This is a genomic window from Nocardioides sp. Root240 (assembly GCF_001428825.1).
Lineage (GTDB): Bacteria > Actinomycetota > Actinomycetes > Propionibacteriales > Nocardioidaceae > Nocardioides.
Window position 1 is genome coordinate 415,817 of sequence record NZ_LMIT01000010.1, and the last position, 15,202, is coordinate 431,018.

Sequence of the window (15,202 nt, forward strand, 5' to 3'; positions counted from 1 at the left end):
GGTCGCGGACGAGAACGGGGATCAGGCCTGACAGAGGCAGAACGGGTGGCCGGCCGGGTCGAGGTAGACCCGGAAGGTCGTCCCGGGCTGGTGCGGGTGCTTCGTCGCGCCCAGCCCGAGCGCTCCGGCCTCTCCCTCGTCGAGGTCGTCGACGTCGAAGTCGAGGTGGAACTGCTGCGGCAGCTCCTGTCCGGGCCACTGCGGTGGTCGGTAGTCGTCGACCCGCTGGAAGTGCAGGTGGCGCTGACCGTCGGAGACGGTGGCCCAGCTCCCGTCCGGGTCGAGCTTGGGCGCCCAGCCGAGCAGGGCGCCGTAGAACTCGGCCAGTAGCGTGGTGTCCGGACAGTCGAGGACGACGTGGGGATTGCGTGCGATTGCCATGTCGACGACGCTAGGTGCGGGCACCGACAAGTCGGTCCGACGGGCTGCGGACCCTGTGGATCATCGAGGCCCGAGCACCCGTCCGACGCGAATCCGCACGGAGTCCACGCGGTCATCCACAGGCTCTCGGCCCGGGGCTTCCCGATGTCGGAGGTGCCGCGCACGCTACCCGGCATGAACCTCCTCCCCCTCGCCGCCCGCCACGAGGTCGGCATCGCCCTCCCCCGCCACTGGCCCACCCGGACCGACCCCGACCGGGGCGTCGTCGTGGAGGCTCGCTCACCCGTCGTCCCTCCGGGCGGGTTCGTGCCCACGCTCGTGCTGCGGGCGGGTCCCGGCGCCGGCACGCTGCCCGACGGCGCCGAGACCGAGGACGAGGACGCCTTCGACCTCGACGGCAGGTGGTGGGTGGAGTACCTCCGCTTCGCCCACCGCGTGAGCGGGTGCGAGGTCGTCGGCGAACGCTGGACCTGGCACCTCGACGACAGCCGGGTGACGCTCACGGGCAGCGTCGCCCGCGTCGACTACGAGGACTACTGCGACCTGTTCGAGGACGTCGCCGCCACCGTGGACATCACCCCCGGCGTCAACGCCTCCGCACGCGGATCCGCGCCCCGCGACGGGGGACGCTGGTGATGTTGCGGACCTTGGGCACGTCGGTGCCGACGGCCTCGACGTCGTACCGGCCGAAGACCTCGCGGAGCACCTCGACGCCCTCCATGAGCGAGAATCCGGCGCCGATGCAGCGGCGCACGCCGCCACCGAACGGGATCCAGACGTTGAGCGGCGGCACGTCGTCGCCGAGGAAGCGCTCGGGGCGGAAGACCTCCGGGTCGGCGAAGTTCGACTCCTGCTGGTGGCTCATGATGATCGACGGCCCGACCGTCGTGCCGGCAGGGAGGTCCCAGCCTCCGACGGTGGACGGCTTCATCAGGGTGCGCACCACCATCGGGATGATCGGGTGCAGCCGCATTGACTCCTTGAGGACCGCCTCCAGCCACGCGTCGTCGCCCTCGTCGGCCGCTCGCTGCGTGCGGGCGAGCAGGTCCGGGCTGCGGCCCACCTCGACCAGCGCCCACGACAGCGCCGAGGCGGTGGTCTCGTGACCGGCCAGCAGCAGCGTCACCAGCTGGTCGCGCAGCTCGGTGTCGTCCAGGCCGCTCTGCGGGTCCTCGGGGTCGTGCGCCGCCAGCAGCCTCGAGAGGACGTCGGTGCGGTCCGCGAGGTCGGTGGCCTCGCGCCGCTCACGGATCTCGGCGTACATCAGGCGGTCGAGGTCGACCTGGTTCTCGATCGTGCGCCGCCAGGGCCCGAGCTTCTGCAGCCGCGGGTAGGCCCAGCCGAGCAGGATCGCGGGGTTGATCTCGACGGTCTGGTTGACGGCCGGCCGGAGCTTCGCGAGCCGCGTCTGGTCGGTGACGCCGAAGACGACGCGGAGGATCACCTCCAGGGTCAGGTCGTTCATCCGCTCCAGCGCGCGGAAGGACTCGCCCTCGGTCCAGCCGTCGACCTCGCTCGCCGCGACCTCGGCGACCATGCCGCGGTAGCCCCGCAGCGCGTGCCCGAGGAAGGCGGGCATGAGGAGCTTGCGGGCGCGGTGGTGCTCGACCGAGTCCTGCAGCAGCAGCGAGTGCTCGCCCATGATCGGCCCGAGCACCGCGTTGCCCTTGCCGGCGTGGAAGACCTCGGGGTCGGCCGCGAAGATCTCCTTGGTCACCTCGGGCCGGGTGAAGAGCACCAGCGGGCGACCGCCGGGCACGAGGTTCACGGTGTAGGCGTCGCCGTACCTGCGGTGGAGCCAGGGGTGGAACTGGTGCCGGAAGCGCATCAGCGCGACGGTCTGCAGCAGGGCGGGCCAGCGGGGTCCCGGCGGCAGCGCGTCCATCGACACGGGTGGGAGGTCCCGGCCGCCGACCACGCTGCTGCGCCGGAACCGGCGCAGGGTGAGGTCACGGGTGTCGTCCTCGACCGCTGTGCGGTCCGCCTCGATCGTCACCCGGCCGACGCTACGCCGCGTACGGCGAGCCGACGTCCGCCTACGGTAGGAGATCCTCGCGGTGCGCGATCGCCGCCGCCTCCGTGCGGCTGGCGGCGCCGAGCTTGCCGAGGATGTTGGAGACGTGGACGCTCACGGTCTTCGTGCTGATGAAGAGCTGCTTGCCGATCTCGCCGTTGGAGCGACCCTCCGCGACGAGGGCGAGGATCTCCAGCTCGCGCGCGGTCAGGGCGGGCAGGCCGGGCGCGGCAGCGGCCGTGGGGCGGGCGCCTCCGCCGTCGGCCAGCAGGTCGGCGACCAGGCCGGGGGCGCCGAGCCGCTCGGCGATGGCTCGGGCGGCGTCGGACTCCTCGCGGGCGCGGGCGGTCTCTCCGGCCAGGCGCAGCAGCTGCGCGTGGGAGGCACGCACCCGGGCCTGCTCGGGGACGTGGCCGAACTTCGCGGCGGAGTCGGCCGCGGCCTGCCAGGCGGCGAGGAGTTCCTCGCGGGATCCGGCGGCACCTCCGGCGACTCCCGCGAGCCAGCGCACCCGCAGGTGCTCGGCGACCAGGCGATCGGCCCACATCCGGCCCTCGGGTCCCCACGGGCTTCCTCGTTCACGGAACCACGCGAGCACCGCGTCGCCGTCGGCACGGAGCCGGTCGGCGCGCTCGGCGAGCGTGCGGCGGTCGGCGGCGCTCGCCCGGGGCAGGGCCTGGGCGATCGCGCCGAGGACCTGGGCGGCGAGCCGGACCCGTGCGCCGAAGTGGTCGTGCCAGATCCGCGTCAGCACCTCGATGACGTCGTCGTAGACGGCCAGGGCGGCCGTGGCATCGGCTCGGGCGGAGTGCGCCTCGATCTCGACGCCGGCGCTGTGGACGGCGATGCCGCCCTCGTCCTCCCAGAGGGTGCGCAGCGGGAGCAGCCGGTCGAGCACGTCCTCACCCCGGGCCGAGAGCACGGCCAGCCGCGCCGGCTCGACGATGCCCCGGGGGATGGCCGGACCGGTCTGGCCGTCGATCGCGGTCATCAGCTCGAGCACGTCGTCCCAGTCGCCGAGGATGTAGCTGATCCAGGTCAGCTGCCAGCGCGACTCGATGCTGAACGGCGCCCAGAGCAGGCCGGCCCGCTCGCCCTGCTCCATCGCGGAGCGGAACCAGCGTGCGGACTGCTCCCAGTCGGCGGTGTCCTGGTAGGAGCGACCCAGCAGCCAGCGGCCGCGGAGCTCGGCCTGGAAGGCACCGGCCCGGGCCGCGCTGCCGACCGCCTTCTCGAGCGCGCTGCGCAGCGCGTCCTGCTCGGTGCCGGCGACGGTCTTGACGCGCAACCCGCTGAGGGTGGTGCGGATGTCGGAGGCCAGCTCGGGCATGGCGAGCCGCTCGGCGAGGGCGAGGGCCTCGGTGGCGTAGGACTCGGCCTCGTCCTCCTGCTCGTGGCTGCCGAGGATCCGGGCGTGCGCGGCGAGCACCTTGGCGCGCAGCGGGCTCTCTCCCTCCGGCGCGAGGGCGACCGCCTCGGCCGACAGGGCGACCGGGTCGAGGTCGGTCTCGGTGATCCAGAGGACCTCGGCCCAGGCGCTGAGCAGGCGTGAGCGGGCGGCGGCCGGGGCGGTCGGGCCCAGCCGGGCGAGCTGGGCGCCGAGCAGCTGGCCGGAGCGGACGGCGTTGCCGCCGGTGGTCAGCGCGGTCGCGGTCTTGACGACGACCTTGGAGTGGTCGACGCCGAGGCGCTCGGCGCGGTCGCCGGCCTCGAGCAGCTCGAGCGCCTGCTGGTAGTGGTCGGCGGCCTCGTCGGGCCCGCCGACGGCCATCGCCTCGTCGCCGGCCTCGATGCTGGCGGTGACGGCCCGGTCGAGGTCGTTGGCACGGCGGGCGTGGAGGGCCAGCTCGGCAGCGGTGCCACGAGCCGCGCCCTCGTCGAGCGCGGCGACGAAGCGGGCGTGCAGCCGGACCCGCTCGCCGGGGAGCAGGTCGTCGTAAATCGCCTCGCCGAGCAGGGCATGACGGAAGTTGTAGCGGTCGCCGCGCACCTCGAGGACGTTCATCTCGACGGCCTGGCGTACGCCGGCGTCGAGCGCGGCAGCGGGTACGTCGGCGGTCGCGGCGAGCAGCTCGTGGCTCACCCGGCGCCCGGCGACGCTGGCGACGCGGACGACGTGGCGGGCCTCCTCGCCCAGGCGGTCGAGGCGGACGAGCAGCAGGTCCGCCAGGTCGCCGGGCACGTCGCCGTCGTCGCACGAGCTGGACGCCACCAGCTCCTCGACGAAGAAGGCATTGCCCTCGGCGCGCTCGACGATGCGGCGGACCGATCCCTCCCGCAGTCCCTCGGGCGCGAGCTCGTGCACGAGCGCTCGGACGGCGTCCTCGGTCAGCGGGCTGAGGGCCAGCCGCCCGACCTGCGGGAGCCGCGACCACTCGGCGACCTGCCGGCGCAGCGGGTGGCGGCGGTGCAGGTCGTCGGAGCGGTACGACGCCACGATCGCCACCGGGCGCGCGAACGCCCGTGTGAACAGGAAGCCCAGCATGTCGCGGGTCGACTGGTCGGCCCAGTGCAGGTCCTCGACGACGAGCAGCACCGGGTCCTCGGTCGCGGCCGCATCGAGCAGCGCGTGGACGGCGACGAAGATGTCACCGCGGTCGGTGGTGTGACCGGGACCGTCGCCCTTCTCCTCCCCCGCACCCCGGGTACGACGCCCCGGCTGCAGCCGCGTCAGGGCAGGGTGCACCGCGGCGACCGCCTCGACCAGGTCGGGGTGGTCGGCGCCGATGCGGCCGAGCACCTCGCTGAACGGGAGGTAGGGCAGCGCGCTGTCGGCGAAGTCGAGGCAGTGGCCGGCGAGCACCTGCCAGCCCTCGTCGAGGGCGTGGTCGCGCAGCGCCCGGAGCAGGCGCGTCTTGCCCACCCCGGCGTCGCCGGACAGCAGCACGACCCGTTGCGGGGTGCCCGACGCGGCCGCGCTCACGGCGTCGTCGAGCACCCCGATCGCCTCGGCGAGCTCGGAGTCGCGCCCGACCATGGTCAGGCTGCTGTGTGCGGCCACGGGCACCATCATGCTGGTGCCCGCCGACAAGGTGGCAGTCAATATCGGTGGGGGATCAGCGGGAGCGGCGCTCGACGGCCGGGTCGGTCGCGGCGACGCGACGCAGCCAGGAGGACCGCGTGCGGCCGGCGCGGCTGGCGGCCACGCCCCGGACCGCCCGCTGGCGGCGGTAGTCGTTCTCGGCGGAGATGAAGAAGTCGTTGCTCATGTCATCGAGAATGGGCCTCTGAGGTAGGGCCCCACATCGGGCAACCTCCCTATCTCTGCGCCATCCCTGCCTCAGCTACCTCAGGCCCCGGTGCCAGGTGGGATAGTGCGGTGGTCGCAGAGGAGGTCGGGTGGAGTTCGCAGAGGTGGTACGACGGCGCCGGATGACGCGCGCCTACGCCTCCGACCCGGTCGACCCCGCCGTGGTCGAGCGGGCGCTCGACCACGCCACCCGGGCGCCGAGCGCCGGGTTCTCCCAGGGCTGGGCGTTCGTCGTCCTCGACACCCCCGAGGCCGTCCGCGGGTTCTGGGCCGCGCAGACCGATGCGGCCGCCGAGGGCGGCACGCCGGACCGCTGGCTCGCCGGGATGATGGCGGCGCCCGTGGTCGTCGTGCCGTGCAGCCGCCGGTCGGCGTACCTCGACCGCTACGCCGAGCCCGACAAGGCCCGGGCGGGCCTGCAGGACCACGACGAGGGCCGGTGGGCGATGCCGTACTGGCACCTCGACACCGCCATGGCGTCGCTGCTCGTCCTGCAGTCGGTGACCGACGCGGGGCTGGGCGCCTGCTTCTTCGGCCTGGTCCCCGACCGCGTCGACGCCGTGAAGGCGCAGCTCGGCCTCGTCGACACCGGCGCCGAGGAGGCGCCGCACCCGATCGGGGCGATCACGATCGGCCACCCCGCCGACGCCACGACGGGCGCCCGCGGCTCCGCCAGCCGGCGGCGGCGCACCCCCTGGCAGGAGACCGCCCACCGCGGCCGTTGGGGCAACGGCTGGACCCCACGGACGGAGACGCACGCATGAGGCCCAGCGCGGTGGTCACCCACCTCACCAGTGAGGACCTCGCGCAGCGCGAGCCGGTCCTGCCCCGGATCGCGCGGCTGCTGCGTCCCTACCGCGTGCAGATCGCCCTGGTCCTGGTCGCGGTCGTCGTCGCGGCGTCGCTCTCCGCCGTCGGTCCCTTCCTGACCCGGGCGGTGTTCGACAACGCGTTGTTCCCGCTCGACGGGAGCGAGCCCGACCTCGGCCTGCTCGCCTGGCTGGTCGGGGGCCTGTGCGCGATCCCGGTCGTGGTGGCGCTGATCGGCATCTTCCAGGTGTGGCTGACCTCGACCGTCGGCAACTCGGCGATGGCCGACCTGCGCGGCGACCTGTTCGAGCACCTGCAGAAGATGGAGCTGGCGTTCTTCACGGCCACCAAGACGGGGGCGATCCAGTCCCGCCTGGCCAACGACGTGGCGGGCGTGCGCACGGTGCTCACCGACACCGCGTCGACGATCCTGCAGAACACCGTGACCGTCGGTGCGGCGATCGTGTCGATGGTGGTGCTGTCGTGGCAGCTCACGCTGATCACGCTCTTCGTGATGCCGCTGTTCGTGCTGATGCAGATGCGGGTCGGGCGGGTGCGACAGCGGCTGGCGCGGCGCACCCAGGAGTCGCTCTCCGACATGACCGCCATCACCGAGGAAGCCCTGTCGGTGAGCGGGATCCTGCTGTCGAAGGCGTTCAACCGCGGCGACTCCGAGGTGGCGCGGTACCGCGGCGCCAACCGCCGCCAGACCCGGCTGCAGGTCGAGCAGGCGATGACCGGGCGCACGTTCTTCGCGGTCGTGCAGACCTTCTTCGCGATCACGCCGGCCTTCCTCTACCTGTTCAGCGGCTGGCTCATCACCGGCGGCACGCCGCTCGGTGAGGACACGATGACCGCGGGCACGCTGGTCGCCTTCACCACCCTGCAGAGCCGGCTGCAGATGCCGTTGCTGCAGCTGATGCGGGTCACCCTCGACGTGCAGACCTCCCTGGCGCTGTTCCGCCGGATCTTCGAGTACCTCGACCTCCAGCCCGCGATCACCGAGCGCCCGGGGGCGGTCGCGCTCGACCCGGCGCAGCTGCGCGGGCGCGTCGAGCTGCGCGAGGTGTCCTTCCGCTACCCCGAGCCGCGCGCCCTGTCCGGTTCGCCGGCCGGCGACCGGTTCGGCGACAGCGGCATCCGTATCGGCGACGACACCGACCGCCCGGAGACCTCGGGCTGGGCGCTCGAGGAGGTCTCGCTCGTCGTGGAGCCCGGCCAGCTGGCCGCGATCGTGGGCCCCTCGGGCAGCGGCAAGACCACGGCGACGTACCTCGTCCCGCGGTTCTACGACGTCACCGAGGGCGCCGTGCTGATCGACGGCCACGACGTCCGCGACCTCACCCTGTCCTCGCTCGCGGACGCGGTCGGGATGGTCACCCAGGAGCCGTACCTGTTCCACGGCACGATCCGCGACAACATCGCCTACGCACGCCCCGACGCGACCGCCGAGCAGATCGAGCAGGCGGCCCGCGACGCCAACATCCACGACCGGATCATGGGCTTCCCCGAGGGCTACGAGACGATCACCGGCGAGCGCGGCTACCGGCTCTCGGGCGGCGAGAAGCAGCGCCTCGCGATCGCGCGCGTGCTGCTCAAGGACCCGGCGATCCTGATCCTCGACGAGGCCACCTCGGCGCTCGACAACGAGACCGAGCGGCTCGTCCAGGAGGCACTCGAGCGGGCCACGCGCTCGCGCACCACCATCGCGATCGCCCACCGGCTCTCGACCATCCAGTCCGCCGACGTCATCTTCGGCCTCGAGGACGGCCGGATCGTCGAGCAGGGCACGCACCACCAGCTGATCGCGGCCGGCGGCCTCTACAAGCGCCTGTACGACGAGCAGTTCTCCCGCGAGCCCCACGGCAGGCCGCAGTGCGACAGCCGCCGCGCCGACGTCTCCCTGTAGCCGCGGACAGCCGCGTCAGGCCAGCCCGAGGATCCGGACGCACTCCAGCGCGACGTACAGCTCCGCCGCGTCGACCGGCCGGGCCAGGTCACGCCCGGTGACCTCCTCGAGCCGGCGGACGCGGTAGCGCACCGTGTTGCGGTGCACGTGCAGCTCGCGTGCGGCGGCGGACGTCGAGCCGCCGGCGGCCAGCCAGGCCCGCGCGGTGTCGATCACCACCGCCCGGTCGTCGGGCGGGAGCGCGAGGACCGGCGCGAGGACCGCGTCGACGAGCGCCCGCGCCTGGTCCGGGCTGCTGGCCAGGAGCACGGCGAGCGGGTCGGCCCCGAAGCGCCCGACCGCCACGGTCCCCGGGGACACCGCGGCACAGGCCACCCGCGCCTGGCGACGCGCCTCCTGGACCTCGTCGAGCCGCCCGACCACGGTGCTCACCCCGACCCGCGCGCGGGCCAGGCCGTCGAGCACCGCCATGAGCTGGTCGACGCCGAAGCCGAGCCGCAGCGCGACCACACCCTCCTGGTGGTCGTGGTCGAGCCGCCAGGCGGAGCGGATGTTGGAACGACGCAGCACCCGCTCGACGTCGGCGACCCCCTCCTCGCCCGGCGACGGCGACTCGGCGGAGACCACGACGTACTCCGTGGCGCGGCCCAGGTCGAGCATGCCGGCGGTCTCGCCGACGTAGGTCGTGGCGTCGGCGTCGCCGTCGAGCAGCGAGCCGACCAGCACGGCGCGCATCTGGCCGTCGCGGCGCGCGCGGTCGGCGAGGGTACGGCGGTAGGCATCGGTCACGTCGGCCGCGAGCTGGTCGCTGACCGCCCAGATGTCGGCCGCGGCGAGCAGGAGCAGGCCGCGGTCCTCGGGCTCGGCACGGTCGACGAGGACCTCCCAGATGAACCGGGAACCGACCCGGAAGGCCTGGAGCACGACGGCGTACGGGACGCCCTGCTCGGCCCGCGTGGAACCGGTCTGGGTCGGTGTCTCCTCCGCCGAGACCTCGCCGGCGAGGTTGCCGAGGATGTAGCGGGCGTTGACCGTGCACGACGCGACCAGCTCCTGGTGCGAGACCGCGTCGCCGTCGTCGTAGACCGGTATCTCGGAGCGGATCCGCTCGGCCATGGCCGCCCCGAGGGCGTCGACCTCGGGGAGCAGCCGGGCGCTGAGCTTGCGCACCTCGGGGTTCACGTCCGGTCCGTCCACAGGACTGACAGTAGGACGCGCGTTGTGCAGGCGCACACAGGAGCGCCGGGAAAGTCGGTGCCGACAGCCGAAGCGCTGCCCCTGCCTCCCCGACCACCCTTGGAGCATGAGCTTCTCGACCACCACCAGCCTGGCCGACGCCGCCGCTCCGCTCGACGTACTCCTCGTCGACGCCGCCCTCGGTCCCGTCCGCCGCTTCCTGCCCGACATGTCCACTGCCCGGTGGGCCGTGTCGCTCGCCCGCCAGCCCCGGACGACCGCCCGCCGCCTGGGCGCGCTGGCCGGCGAGGCCGCCAAGGTGGTCGCCGGTACGTCGGACGTGACGCCGCAGCGCGGCGACCGCCGCTTCACCGACACCGGCTGGACCGAGAACCCGCTGCTGCGCCGGCTGGTGCAGGTCTACCTCGCCACGGGCCGCACCGTCGACCAGCTCGTCGTGGACGCCGACCTCGACCCGCGCGACCGCAAGCGGGTCCGCTTCCTGGTCGAGAACGTGGTCGAGGCGCTGGCGCCGAGCAACGTGCCGCTGGTGAACCCGGCGTCCGCGAAGGCGGTCATCGACACCGCCGGGCTGAGCCTGGTCCGCGGCGGCACCCAGCTCGTCAAGGACCTCGCCTCGTCGCCGCGCGTGCCCGAGATGGTCGACACCTCCGGCTTCACGCTCGGCGAGAACATCGCCGCGACGCCCGGCTCGGTGGTCTTCCGCAACGACGTGCTGGAGCTGATCCAGTACGTCCCGCAGTCCGACGAGGTCCACGAGGTCCCCGTCATGATCGTCCCGCCGACGATCAACAAGTTCTACGCGATCGACCTTTCCCCCGGCCGGAGCCTGGTGGAGTACAGCACCCAGAGCAACCGCCAGATGTTCGTCATCTCCTGGCGCAACCCCGACGCCCGCCACAAGGCGTGGAACTTCGACACCTACGTCGGCTCGATCCTCGAGGCGCTCGACGCGGTCGAGGAGATCACGGGCAGCCCCACCACGATGCTGGCCGGCATCTGCTCCGGCGGCATCCTGGCGAGCATCACGGCGGCGTACCTCGCCGGGATCGGTCGCCAGGACCGGCTCGCCGGCATCGTCCTCGCGGTCACCGTGATCGACAACCACGACTCCGGCACGGTCTCCGCGCTGAGCGACCCGCGGATGGCCTCGCTCGCCAAGGCCCGCTCGGCGCAGAAGGGCTTCCTCGACGGCCGCTCGCTCACCGAGGTGTTCGCGTGGCTGCGGCCCAGCGACCTGATCTGGAACTACTGGGTCAACAACTACCTGCTCGGCAAGAAGCCGCCTGCCTTCGACATCCTGTTCTGGAACGCCGACACGACGCGGATGTCGGCCGGCCTGCACGCCGACTTCGTCGACATGGCCGTCGCGAACCAGCTCACCCGCGCCGGCGCGCTGACCGTGCTGGGCCAGCCGATCGACCTCGGCAAGGTCACCGTCGACAGCTACGTCGTCGCCGGGATCGCCGACCACATCACGCCCTGGGAGAACTGCTACCGGACGACGCAGCTCTTCGGCGGCAACACCCGGTTCATCCTCTCGACGAGCGGTCACATCGCGGCGCTCGTGAACCCGCCCGGCAACCCCAAGGCGACCTTCCACACCAACGACGACCACGGCAGCGACGCGAAGGAGTGGCTGAAGGGCGCCGAGACCCACCAGGGCTCGTGGTGGAACGACGTCTCGCAGTGGCTCGACACTCGCACCGGCGAGCTCAAGCCGGCCCCGAAGGAGATGGGCTCGACCCGCCTCCGGCCCCTGGCCGACGCCCCCGGCACGTACGTCTTCGACAAGTGAGGACACCGGCCTTGGAACTGCGCCACGTCACCGTCCTGGGGCACCAGGTCCGCGCGGCGGTGCGCCCCGGCACCGAGCCCGGTCCCCCGCTGCTGCTGTGCAACGGGATCGGCGCCAGCCTGGACCTGCTCCAGCCGTTCGTCGACGCGCTCGACCCGCGCATCGGGGTGGTCCGCTTCGACGTACCCGGCGTGGGTGGGTCGCCGGACCCGAAGGTGCCCTACAACTTCGCACTGCTGACGGTCGGCATCGGCAGGATGATGACCCAGCTCGGCTTCGACCAGTACGACGTCCTCGGCATCTCCTGGGGCGGCGGGCTCGCGCAGCAGATCGCCTTCCAGCAGCCGCGCCGCTGCCGCCGCCTCGTGCTCGTCAGCACCGCGACCGGGTCGCTGATGGTGCCCGCCCCGCCGCGGGTGCTGCGCAAGATGGTGACGCCGCAGCGCTACCGCGACGCGGAGTACGCCGTCCAGGTCGCCGCCGAGCTGTACGGCGGCCAGATGCGCGACCGCCCCGACGACGTACGACGCCTGATGCACGCGCACTCGCGGGTCGGGTCCCGTCGCGGGTACCTCCTCCAGCTGCTCGCCGGAGCCGGTTGGTCCAGCCTCCCGGCGCTGCCCCTGATCCGGCAGCCGACGCTCGTCCTCGCCGGCGACGACGACCCGATCATCCCGCTCGTGAACGCGCGGATCATGACGCGGCTGCTCCCGCACGCGACCCTGCACGTCTACCCCGACGGGCACCTCGGTCTGGTCACGAGCGCGGACACGCTCGCACCCCTGATCGCCGACTTCCTGCGCCCGGCGCGGTAGCTGCCGTCAGCGCCCGTCCGTCTGCTCCGATCTCCTGCTCGAAGCGTTCGATCGAACGGTTCGAGCACGCTTTTCGGCCGGGACTATCGTCGAAGGGCGAGGTGAGCGCGATGTCGGAGCAGCAGCACGAGGACCCCGCGGCCGAGGCCGCGCAGCGGCGGGCCGCGGAGCAGAAGGCTGCCCGCGCCCGCATCGAGCAGCAGCAGACCTGGGTCGACCTCCAGGTCCGCCAGGCGATGGAGCGCGGCGAGTTCGACGACCTCCCCGGCGCCGGCAAGCCGATCGAGGGCCTGGGCGCCACCCACGACCCCGACTGGTGGGTGAAGCGCCTCGTCGAGCGCGAGCAGATCACGGTGCTGCCGCCCGCACTCCAGCTGCGCAAGGACGACGCCTCACTCGACGGCGAGCTCGACGCGATGGGCTCCGAGCGCGAGGTCCGCGCGTTCGTCGAGGACTTCAACGCGCGGGTGATCCGGGCGCGCTACACGCCGGTCGACGGGCCGCCGCTCATCACGATGCCGCGCGACGTCGACGCGACCGTCGCGGCCTGGCGCGAGCGGGCCGAGGCACGCCGGGCGGCCTGGCGAGCCGCGCAGGCCGTCACCGACGCTGCAGCTCCCACGCGCCGCGGATCGCTGCGCGGATGGCTGCGCCGTCGCCGCTGAGCAGCACCTGCACCTTGAGGTGCCGCTCGTACCGCGGCGGTACGCCGAAGGTCTCCGGGTGCTCGGCCACCATCCGCTCCCGCTCGTCGAAGCCGGCGCGGACCACGAGCTCGCCCGCGTCCACCAGGCGTGCGACGAGCCGGTCGTCGACGTACCAGGCGGGGTGGGTGGCAGTGCCCTTGCGCTTGCACCCGGGCAGCGAGCGCGCGAAGGCATCGACCTCGTCCGGCGTCACCCGGCCACGGTACGACCGGGAGGTCGTCTCGGCGAGACATCCGTCATACCCGTAGCGGGTGACTCACGGGTAGGTTCAGCAAGCGTGAGTCACAAGAGCGCCAAGGACTTCTTCCGCCCGCTCGCCGTCGGAGCCCCGGCCCCGCTGCGCGAGATCCCCGCCCGGCCCAGCCGTGCCATCCACTTCTTCGACCCGTCGAACGAGAAGATGGCCGCCAAGATCCCCGACATGGTCGGCACCGTCGACGTGCTGCTCGGCAACCTCGAGGACGCCGTGAAGGCCGACAACAAGGTCGCCGCCCGCGAGGGCCTCGTGCGCATCGCGCAGGCCACCGACTTCGGCCCGACCCAGCTGTGGACGCGGATCAACTCGCTCGACAGCCCCTGGGTGCTCGACGACCTCACCACGCTGGTGCCCGCGATCGGCGACAAGCTCGACGTGATCATGGTCCCGAAGGTGCAGGGCGCCGAGGACATCCACTACGTCGACCGGATCCTCGCCCAGCTCGAGGCGAAGGCCGGCATCACCCGGCCGATCCTGATCCACGCCATCCTCGAGACCGCGCGCGGCGTGGCCAACGTCGAGGAGATCTGCGGCGCGTCCCCGCGCATGCAGGGCCTCTCGCTCGGCCCGGCCGACCTCGCGGCCGACCGCAAGATGAAGACCACCCGCGTCGGCGGTGGCCACCCCGGCTACCTCGTCCGTGAGGACGCGCCGCGCGGCGACGACGGCCTGCCGATCGTCGACGCGCCGCGTGCGATCTTTCAGCAGGACCTGTGGCACTACACGATCGCGAAGATGGTCGACGCCTGCGCGACGCACGGCATCTACCCGTACTACGGCCCGTTCGGCGACATCAAGGACACGGTGGCCTGCGAGGACCAGTTCCGCAACGCCTTCCTCCTCGGCTGCGTCGGCACCTGGTCGCTGCACCCGGTCCAGATCAAGATCGCCAACCGCGTCTTCTCCCCCAGCGTCGAGGACATCGCCCACGCCCGTCGTGTGGTCGCCGCGATGGGCGACGGCACCGGCGCGGTCATGATCGACGGCAAGATGGAGGACGACGCGTCCCTCAAGCAGTGCCTCGTGCTCGTCGAGCTGGCCGAGAAGCTGGCCGAGATCGACCCCGACCTGAAGGCGACGTACGACGCCATCCCCACCCCGGAGGCCTGACCAATGACCGAGTTCAAGCCGCTGCGCTCCGTCCTCTACATGCCCAGCTCGAACGAGCGGGCGCTGGAGAAGGCCAAGACGCTGCCCGCCGACGCGATCATCTTCGACCTCGAGGACGCCGTCGCCCCCGACGCCAAGGTCGCCGCCCGCGCCTGCGCCGCTGCCGCCGTGCAGTCCGGTGAGTACGGCCGCCGCCACCTGGTCATCCGGGTCAACGGCATCGGCACCGAGTGGCACGACGACGACATCAAGGCCGCCGCCGCGGCCGGTCCCGACGTCGTACTGGTCCCGAAGGTGAACTCCGCCGACGAGGTCCGGACCCTGGTCGCGGCCCTCGAGGCGGCCGGCGCCCCCGCGAGGACCACCCTGTGGGCCATGGTCGAGACCCCGATCGGCATGCTCAACGCGCTGTCGATCGCGACCGCTTCCGAGCGGCTCACCGGCTTCGTGATGGGCACCAACGACCTCGTCAAGGAGCTGTACGCCGAGCACGTCCCCGGCCGCCAGCCCGTGATCACCGGCCTCGGCCTCGCCCTCCTCGCGGCCCGCGCCGCCGGCATCGTGATCATCGACGGCGTCTACAACGACGTGAAGAACATCGACGGCTTCCTCGCCGAGGTCGAGCAGGGCCGCCAGATGGGCTTCGACGGCAAGACCCTGATCCACCCCGGCCAGGTCGAGGGCGCGAACACCGGCTTCGCCCCGAGCGAGCAGGCCGTCGAGGACGCCCGCGGCCTGATCCAGGCGTGGGAGGACGGCAAGGGCTCCGGCGTGGTCACCTACAACGGCAAGATGGTGGAGAACCTCCACGTCGAGTCCGCCGAGCGCACGCTCTCGATCCACGACGCGATCCAGGCCCTGGCCTGACGGGGGTTCGTGACCTGTTCCTGCGGTTGATGACGGTTGCAACCGTCACCAACCGCAGGAATCCCCGCCGGAGCGGGGATTCCTGCAC

14 protein-coding genes are annotated in these 15,202 nt (G+C 72.7%); 8 read left to right on the forward strand and 6 right to left on the reverse strand.

Annotated elements, in window-relative coordinates; all coding sequences use genetic code 11:
- Positions 1-21 precede the first annotated feature (21 nt).
- A complete protein-coding gene (locus ASE20_RS12110; RefSeq protein WP_056894790.1) occupies positions 22-381 on the reverse strand; it encodes a VOC family protein in 360 nt (119 codons plus the stop codon).
- 174 nt (positions 382-555) lie between these two features.
- Here ASE20_RS12110 and ASE20_RS12115 point away from each other — a divergent pair, with 174 nt between their 5' ends.
- Positions 556-1,017 carry a hypothetical protein gene (locus ASE20_RS12115; RefSeq protein WP_056894791.1) on the forward strand — a complete coding sequence of 154 codons (462 nt, stop codon included), beginning with the start codon at positions 556-558 and terminating at the stop codon, positions 1,015-1,017.
- On the opposite strand, the gene ASE20_RS12120 is transcribed toward ASE20_RS12115, so the two are convergent.
- From ASE20_RS12120 to ASE20_RS24730, 3 genes are read right to left on the reverse strand one after another with little or no spacing between them, the layout of a single operon-like run.
- Positions 968-2,377 (reverse strand): cytochrome P450, encoded by a 1,410-nt coding sequence (locus ASE20_RS12120; protein WP_225869096.1) that lies wholly within the window; start codon positions 2,375-2,377, stop codon positions 968-970. The genes ASE20_RS12115 and ASE20_RS12120 overlap by 50 nt on opposite strands.
- Before the next feature lie 40 nt (positions 2,378-2,417).
- Positions 2,418-5,396, reverse strand: coding sequence for a helix-turn-helix transcriptional regulator (locus ASE20_RS12125; protein ID WP_162261010.1), 2,979 nt, complete (start codon positions 5,394-5,396; stop codon positions 2,418-2,420).
- Positions 5,397-5,451: 55 nt separating this feature from the next.
- Positions 5,452-5,604, reverse strand: a complete 153-nt coding sequence (locus ASE20_RS24730) for a hypothetical protein (protein ID WP_157538505.1) — start codon at positions 5,602-5,604, stop codon at positions 5,452-5,454.
- A gap of 130 nt (positions 5,605-5,734) precedes the next feature.
- Here ASE20_RS24730 and ASE20_RS12130 point away from each other — a divergent pair, with 130 nt between their 5' ends.
- On the forward strand, positions 5,735-6,409 hold the full coding sequence (locus tag ASE20_RS12130; RefSeq protein WP_056894793.1) for a nitroreductase family protein: 675 nt from the start codon (positions 5,735-5,737) through the stop codon (positions 6,407-6,409).
- On the forward strand, positions 6,406-8,364 hold the full coding sequence (locus tag ASE20_RS12135; RefSeq protein WP_056894794.1) for an ABC transporter ATP-binding protein: 1,959 nt from the start codon (positions 6,406-6,408) through the stop codon (positions 8,362-8,364). Before ASE20_RS12130 ends, ASE20_RS12135 begins: the two co-directional genes overlap by 4 nt.
- A gap of 15 nt (positions 8,365-8,379) precedes the next feature.
- Here the strand turns inward: ASE20_RS12135 and ASE20_RS12140 are convergent, their stop codons facing one another.
- On the reverse strand, positions 8,380-9,561 hold the full coding sequence (locus ASE20_RS12140; RefSeq protein ID WP_056894795.1) for a PucR family transcriptional regulator: 1,182 nt from the start codon (positions 9,559-9,561) through the stop codon (positions 8,380-8,382).
- A 106-nt stretch (positions 9,562-9,667) separates the two neighbouring features.
- On the opposite strand from ASE20_RS12140, the gene ASE20_RS12145 reads away from it, so the two are divergent.
- The 3 genes from ASE20_RS12145 (at position 9,668) to ASE20_RS12155 (ending at position 12,839) form a co-directional block, all read left to right on the forward strand.
- Positions 9,668-11,359, forward strand: a complete 1,692-nt coding sequence (locus ASE20_RS12145; protein ID WP_056894796.1) for a PHA/PHB synthase family protein — start codon at positions 9,668-9,670, stop codon at positions 11,357-11,359.
- 11 nt (positions 11,360-11,370) lie between these two features.
- Positions 11,371-12,174 carry a poly(3-hydroxyalkanoate) depolymerase gene (gene phaZ, locus ASE20_RS12150; RefSeq protein WP_082612341.1) on the forward strand — a complete coding sequence of 268 codons (804 nt, stop codon included), beginning with the start codon at positions 11,371-11,373 and terminating at the stop codon, positions 12,172-12,174.
- 110 nt (positions 12,175-12,284) lie between these two features.
- Positions 12,285-12,839, forward strand: a complete 555-nt coding sequence (locus ASE20_RS12155; RefSeq protein WP_056894798.1) for a DUF1992 domain-containing protein — start codon at positions 12,285-12,287, stop codon at positions 12,837-12,839.
- Here ASE20_RS12155 and ASE20_RS12160 read toward each other — a convergent pair.
- Positions 12,775-13,074, reverse strand: coding sequence for a hypothetical protein (locus ASE20_RS12160; protein WP_056894799.1), 300 nt, complete (start codon positions 13,072-13,074; stop codon positions 12,775-12,777). The two genes, ASE20_RS12155 and ASE20_RS12160, sit on opposite strands and share 65 nt — an antisense overlap.
- 84 nt (positions 13,075-13,158) lie before the next feature.
- Here ASE20_RS12160 and ASE20_RS12165 point away from each other — a divergent pair, with 84 nt between their 5' ends.
- Both ASE20_RS12165 and ASE20_RS12170 read left to right on the forward strand, forming a co-directional pair.
- On the forward strand, positions 13,159-14,247 hold the full coding sequence (locus ASE20_RS12165; RefSeq protein WP_056894800.1) for an HpcH/HpaI aldolase/citrate lyase family protein: 1,089 nt from the start codon (positions 13,159-13,161) through the stop codon (positions 14,245-14,247).
- Between the two features lie 3 nt (positions 14,248-14,250).
- Positions 14,251-15,114, forward strand: a complete 864-nt coding sequence (locus ASE20_RS12170) for an HpcH/HpaI aldolase/citrate lyase family protein (protein ID WP_056894801.1) — start codon at positions 14,251-14,253, stop codon at positions 15,112-15,114.
- Positions 15,115-15,202 lie beyond the last annotated feature (88 nt).

What these genes read in the sequence shown, in the direction of transcription:
- ASE20_RS12115 (WP_056894791.1), top strand. Translation starts at nt 556, where the DNA reads ATGAACCTCCTCCCCCTCGCCGCCCGCCACGAGGTCGGCATCGCCCTC.
- ASE20_RS12155 (WP_056894798.1), top strand. Translation starts at nt 12,285, where the DNA reads ATGTCGGAGCAGCAGCACGAGGACCCCGCGGCCGAGGCCGCGCAGCGG.
- ASE20_RS24730 (WP_157538505.1), bottom strand. Translation starts at nt 5,604, where the DNA reads ATGAGCAACGACTTCTTCATCTCCGCCGAGAACGACTACCGCCGCCAG.
- ASE20_RS12135 (WP_056894794.1), top strand. Translation starts at nt 6,406, where the DNA reads ATGAGGCCCAGCGCGGTGGTCACCCACCTCACCAGTGAGGACCTCGCG.
- ASE20_RS12145 (WP_056894796.1), top strand. Translation starts at nt 9,668, where the DNA reads ATGAGCTTCTCGACCACCACCAGCCTGGCCGACGCCGCCGCTCCGCTC.
- ASE20_RS12170 (WP_056894801.1), top strand. Translation starts at nt 14,251, where the DNA reads ATGACCGAGTTCAAGCCGCTGCGCTCCGTCCTCTACATGCCCAGCTCG.
- ASE20_RS12110 (WP_056894790.1), bottom strand. Translation starts at nt 381, where the DNA reads ATGGCAATCGCACGCAATCCCCACGTCGTCCTCGACTGTCCGGACACC.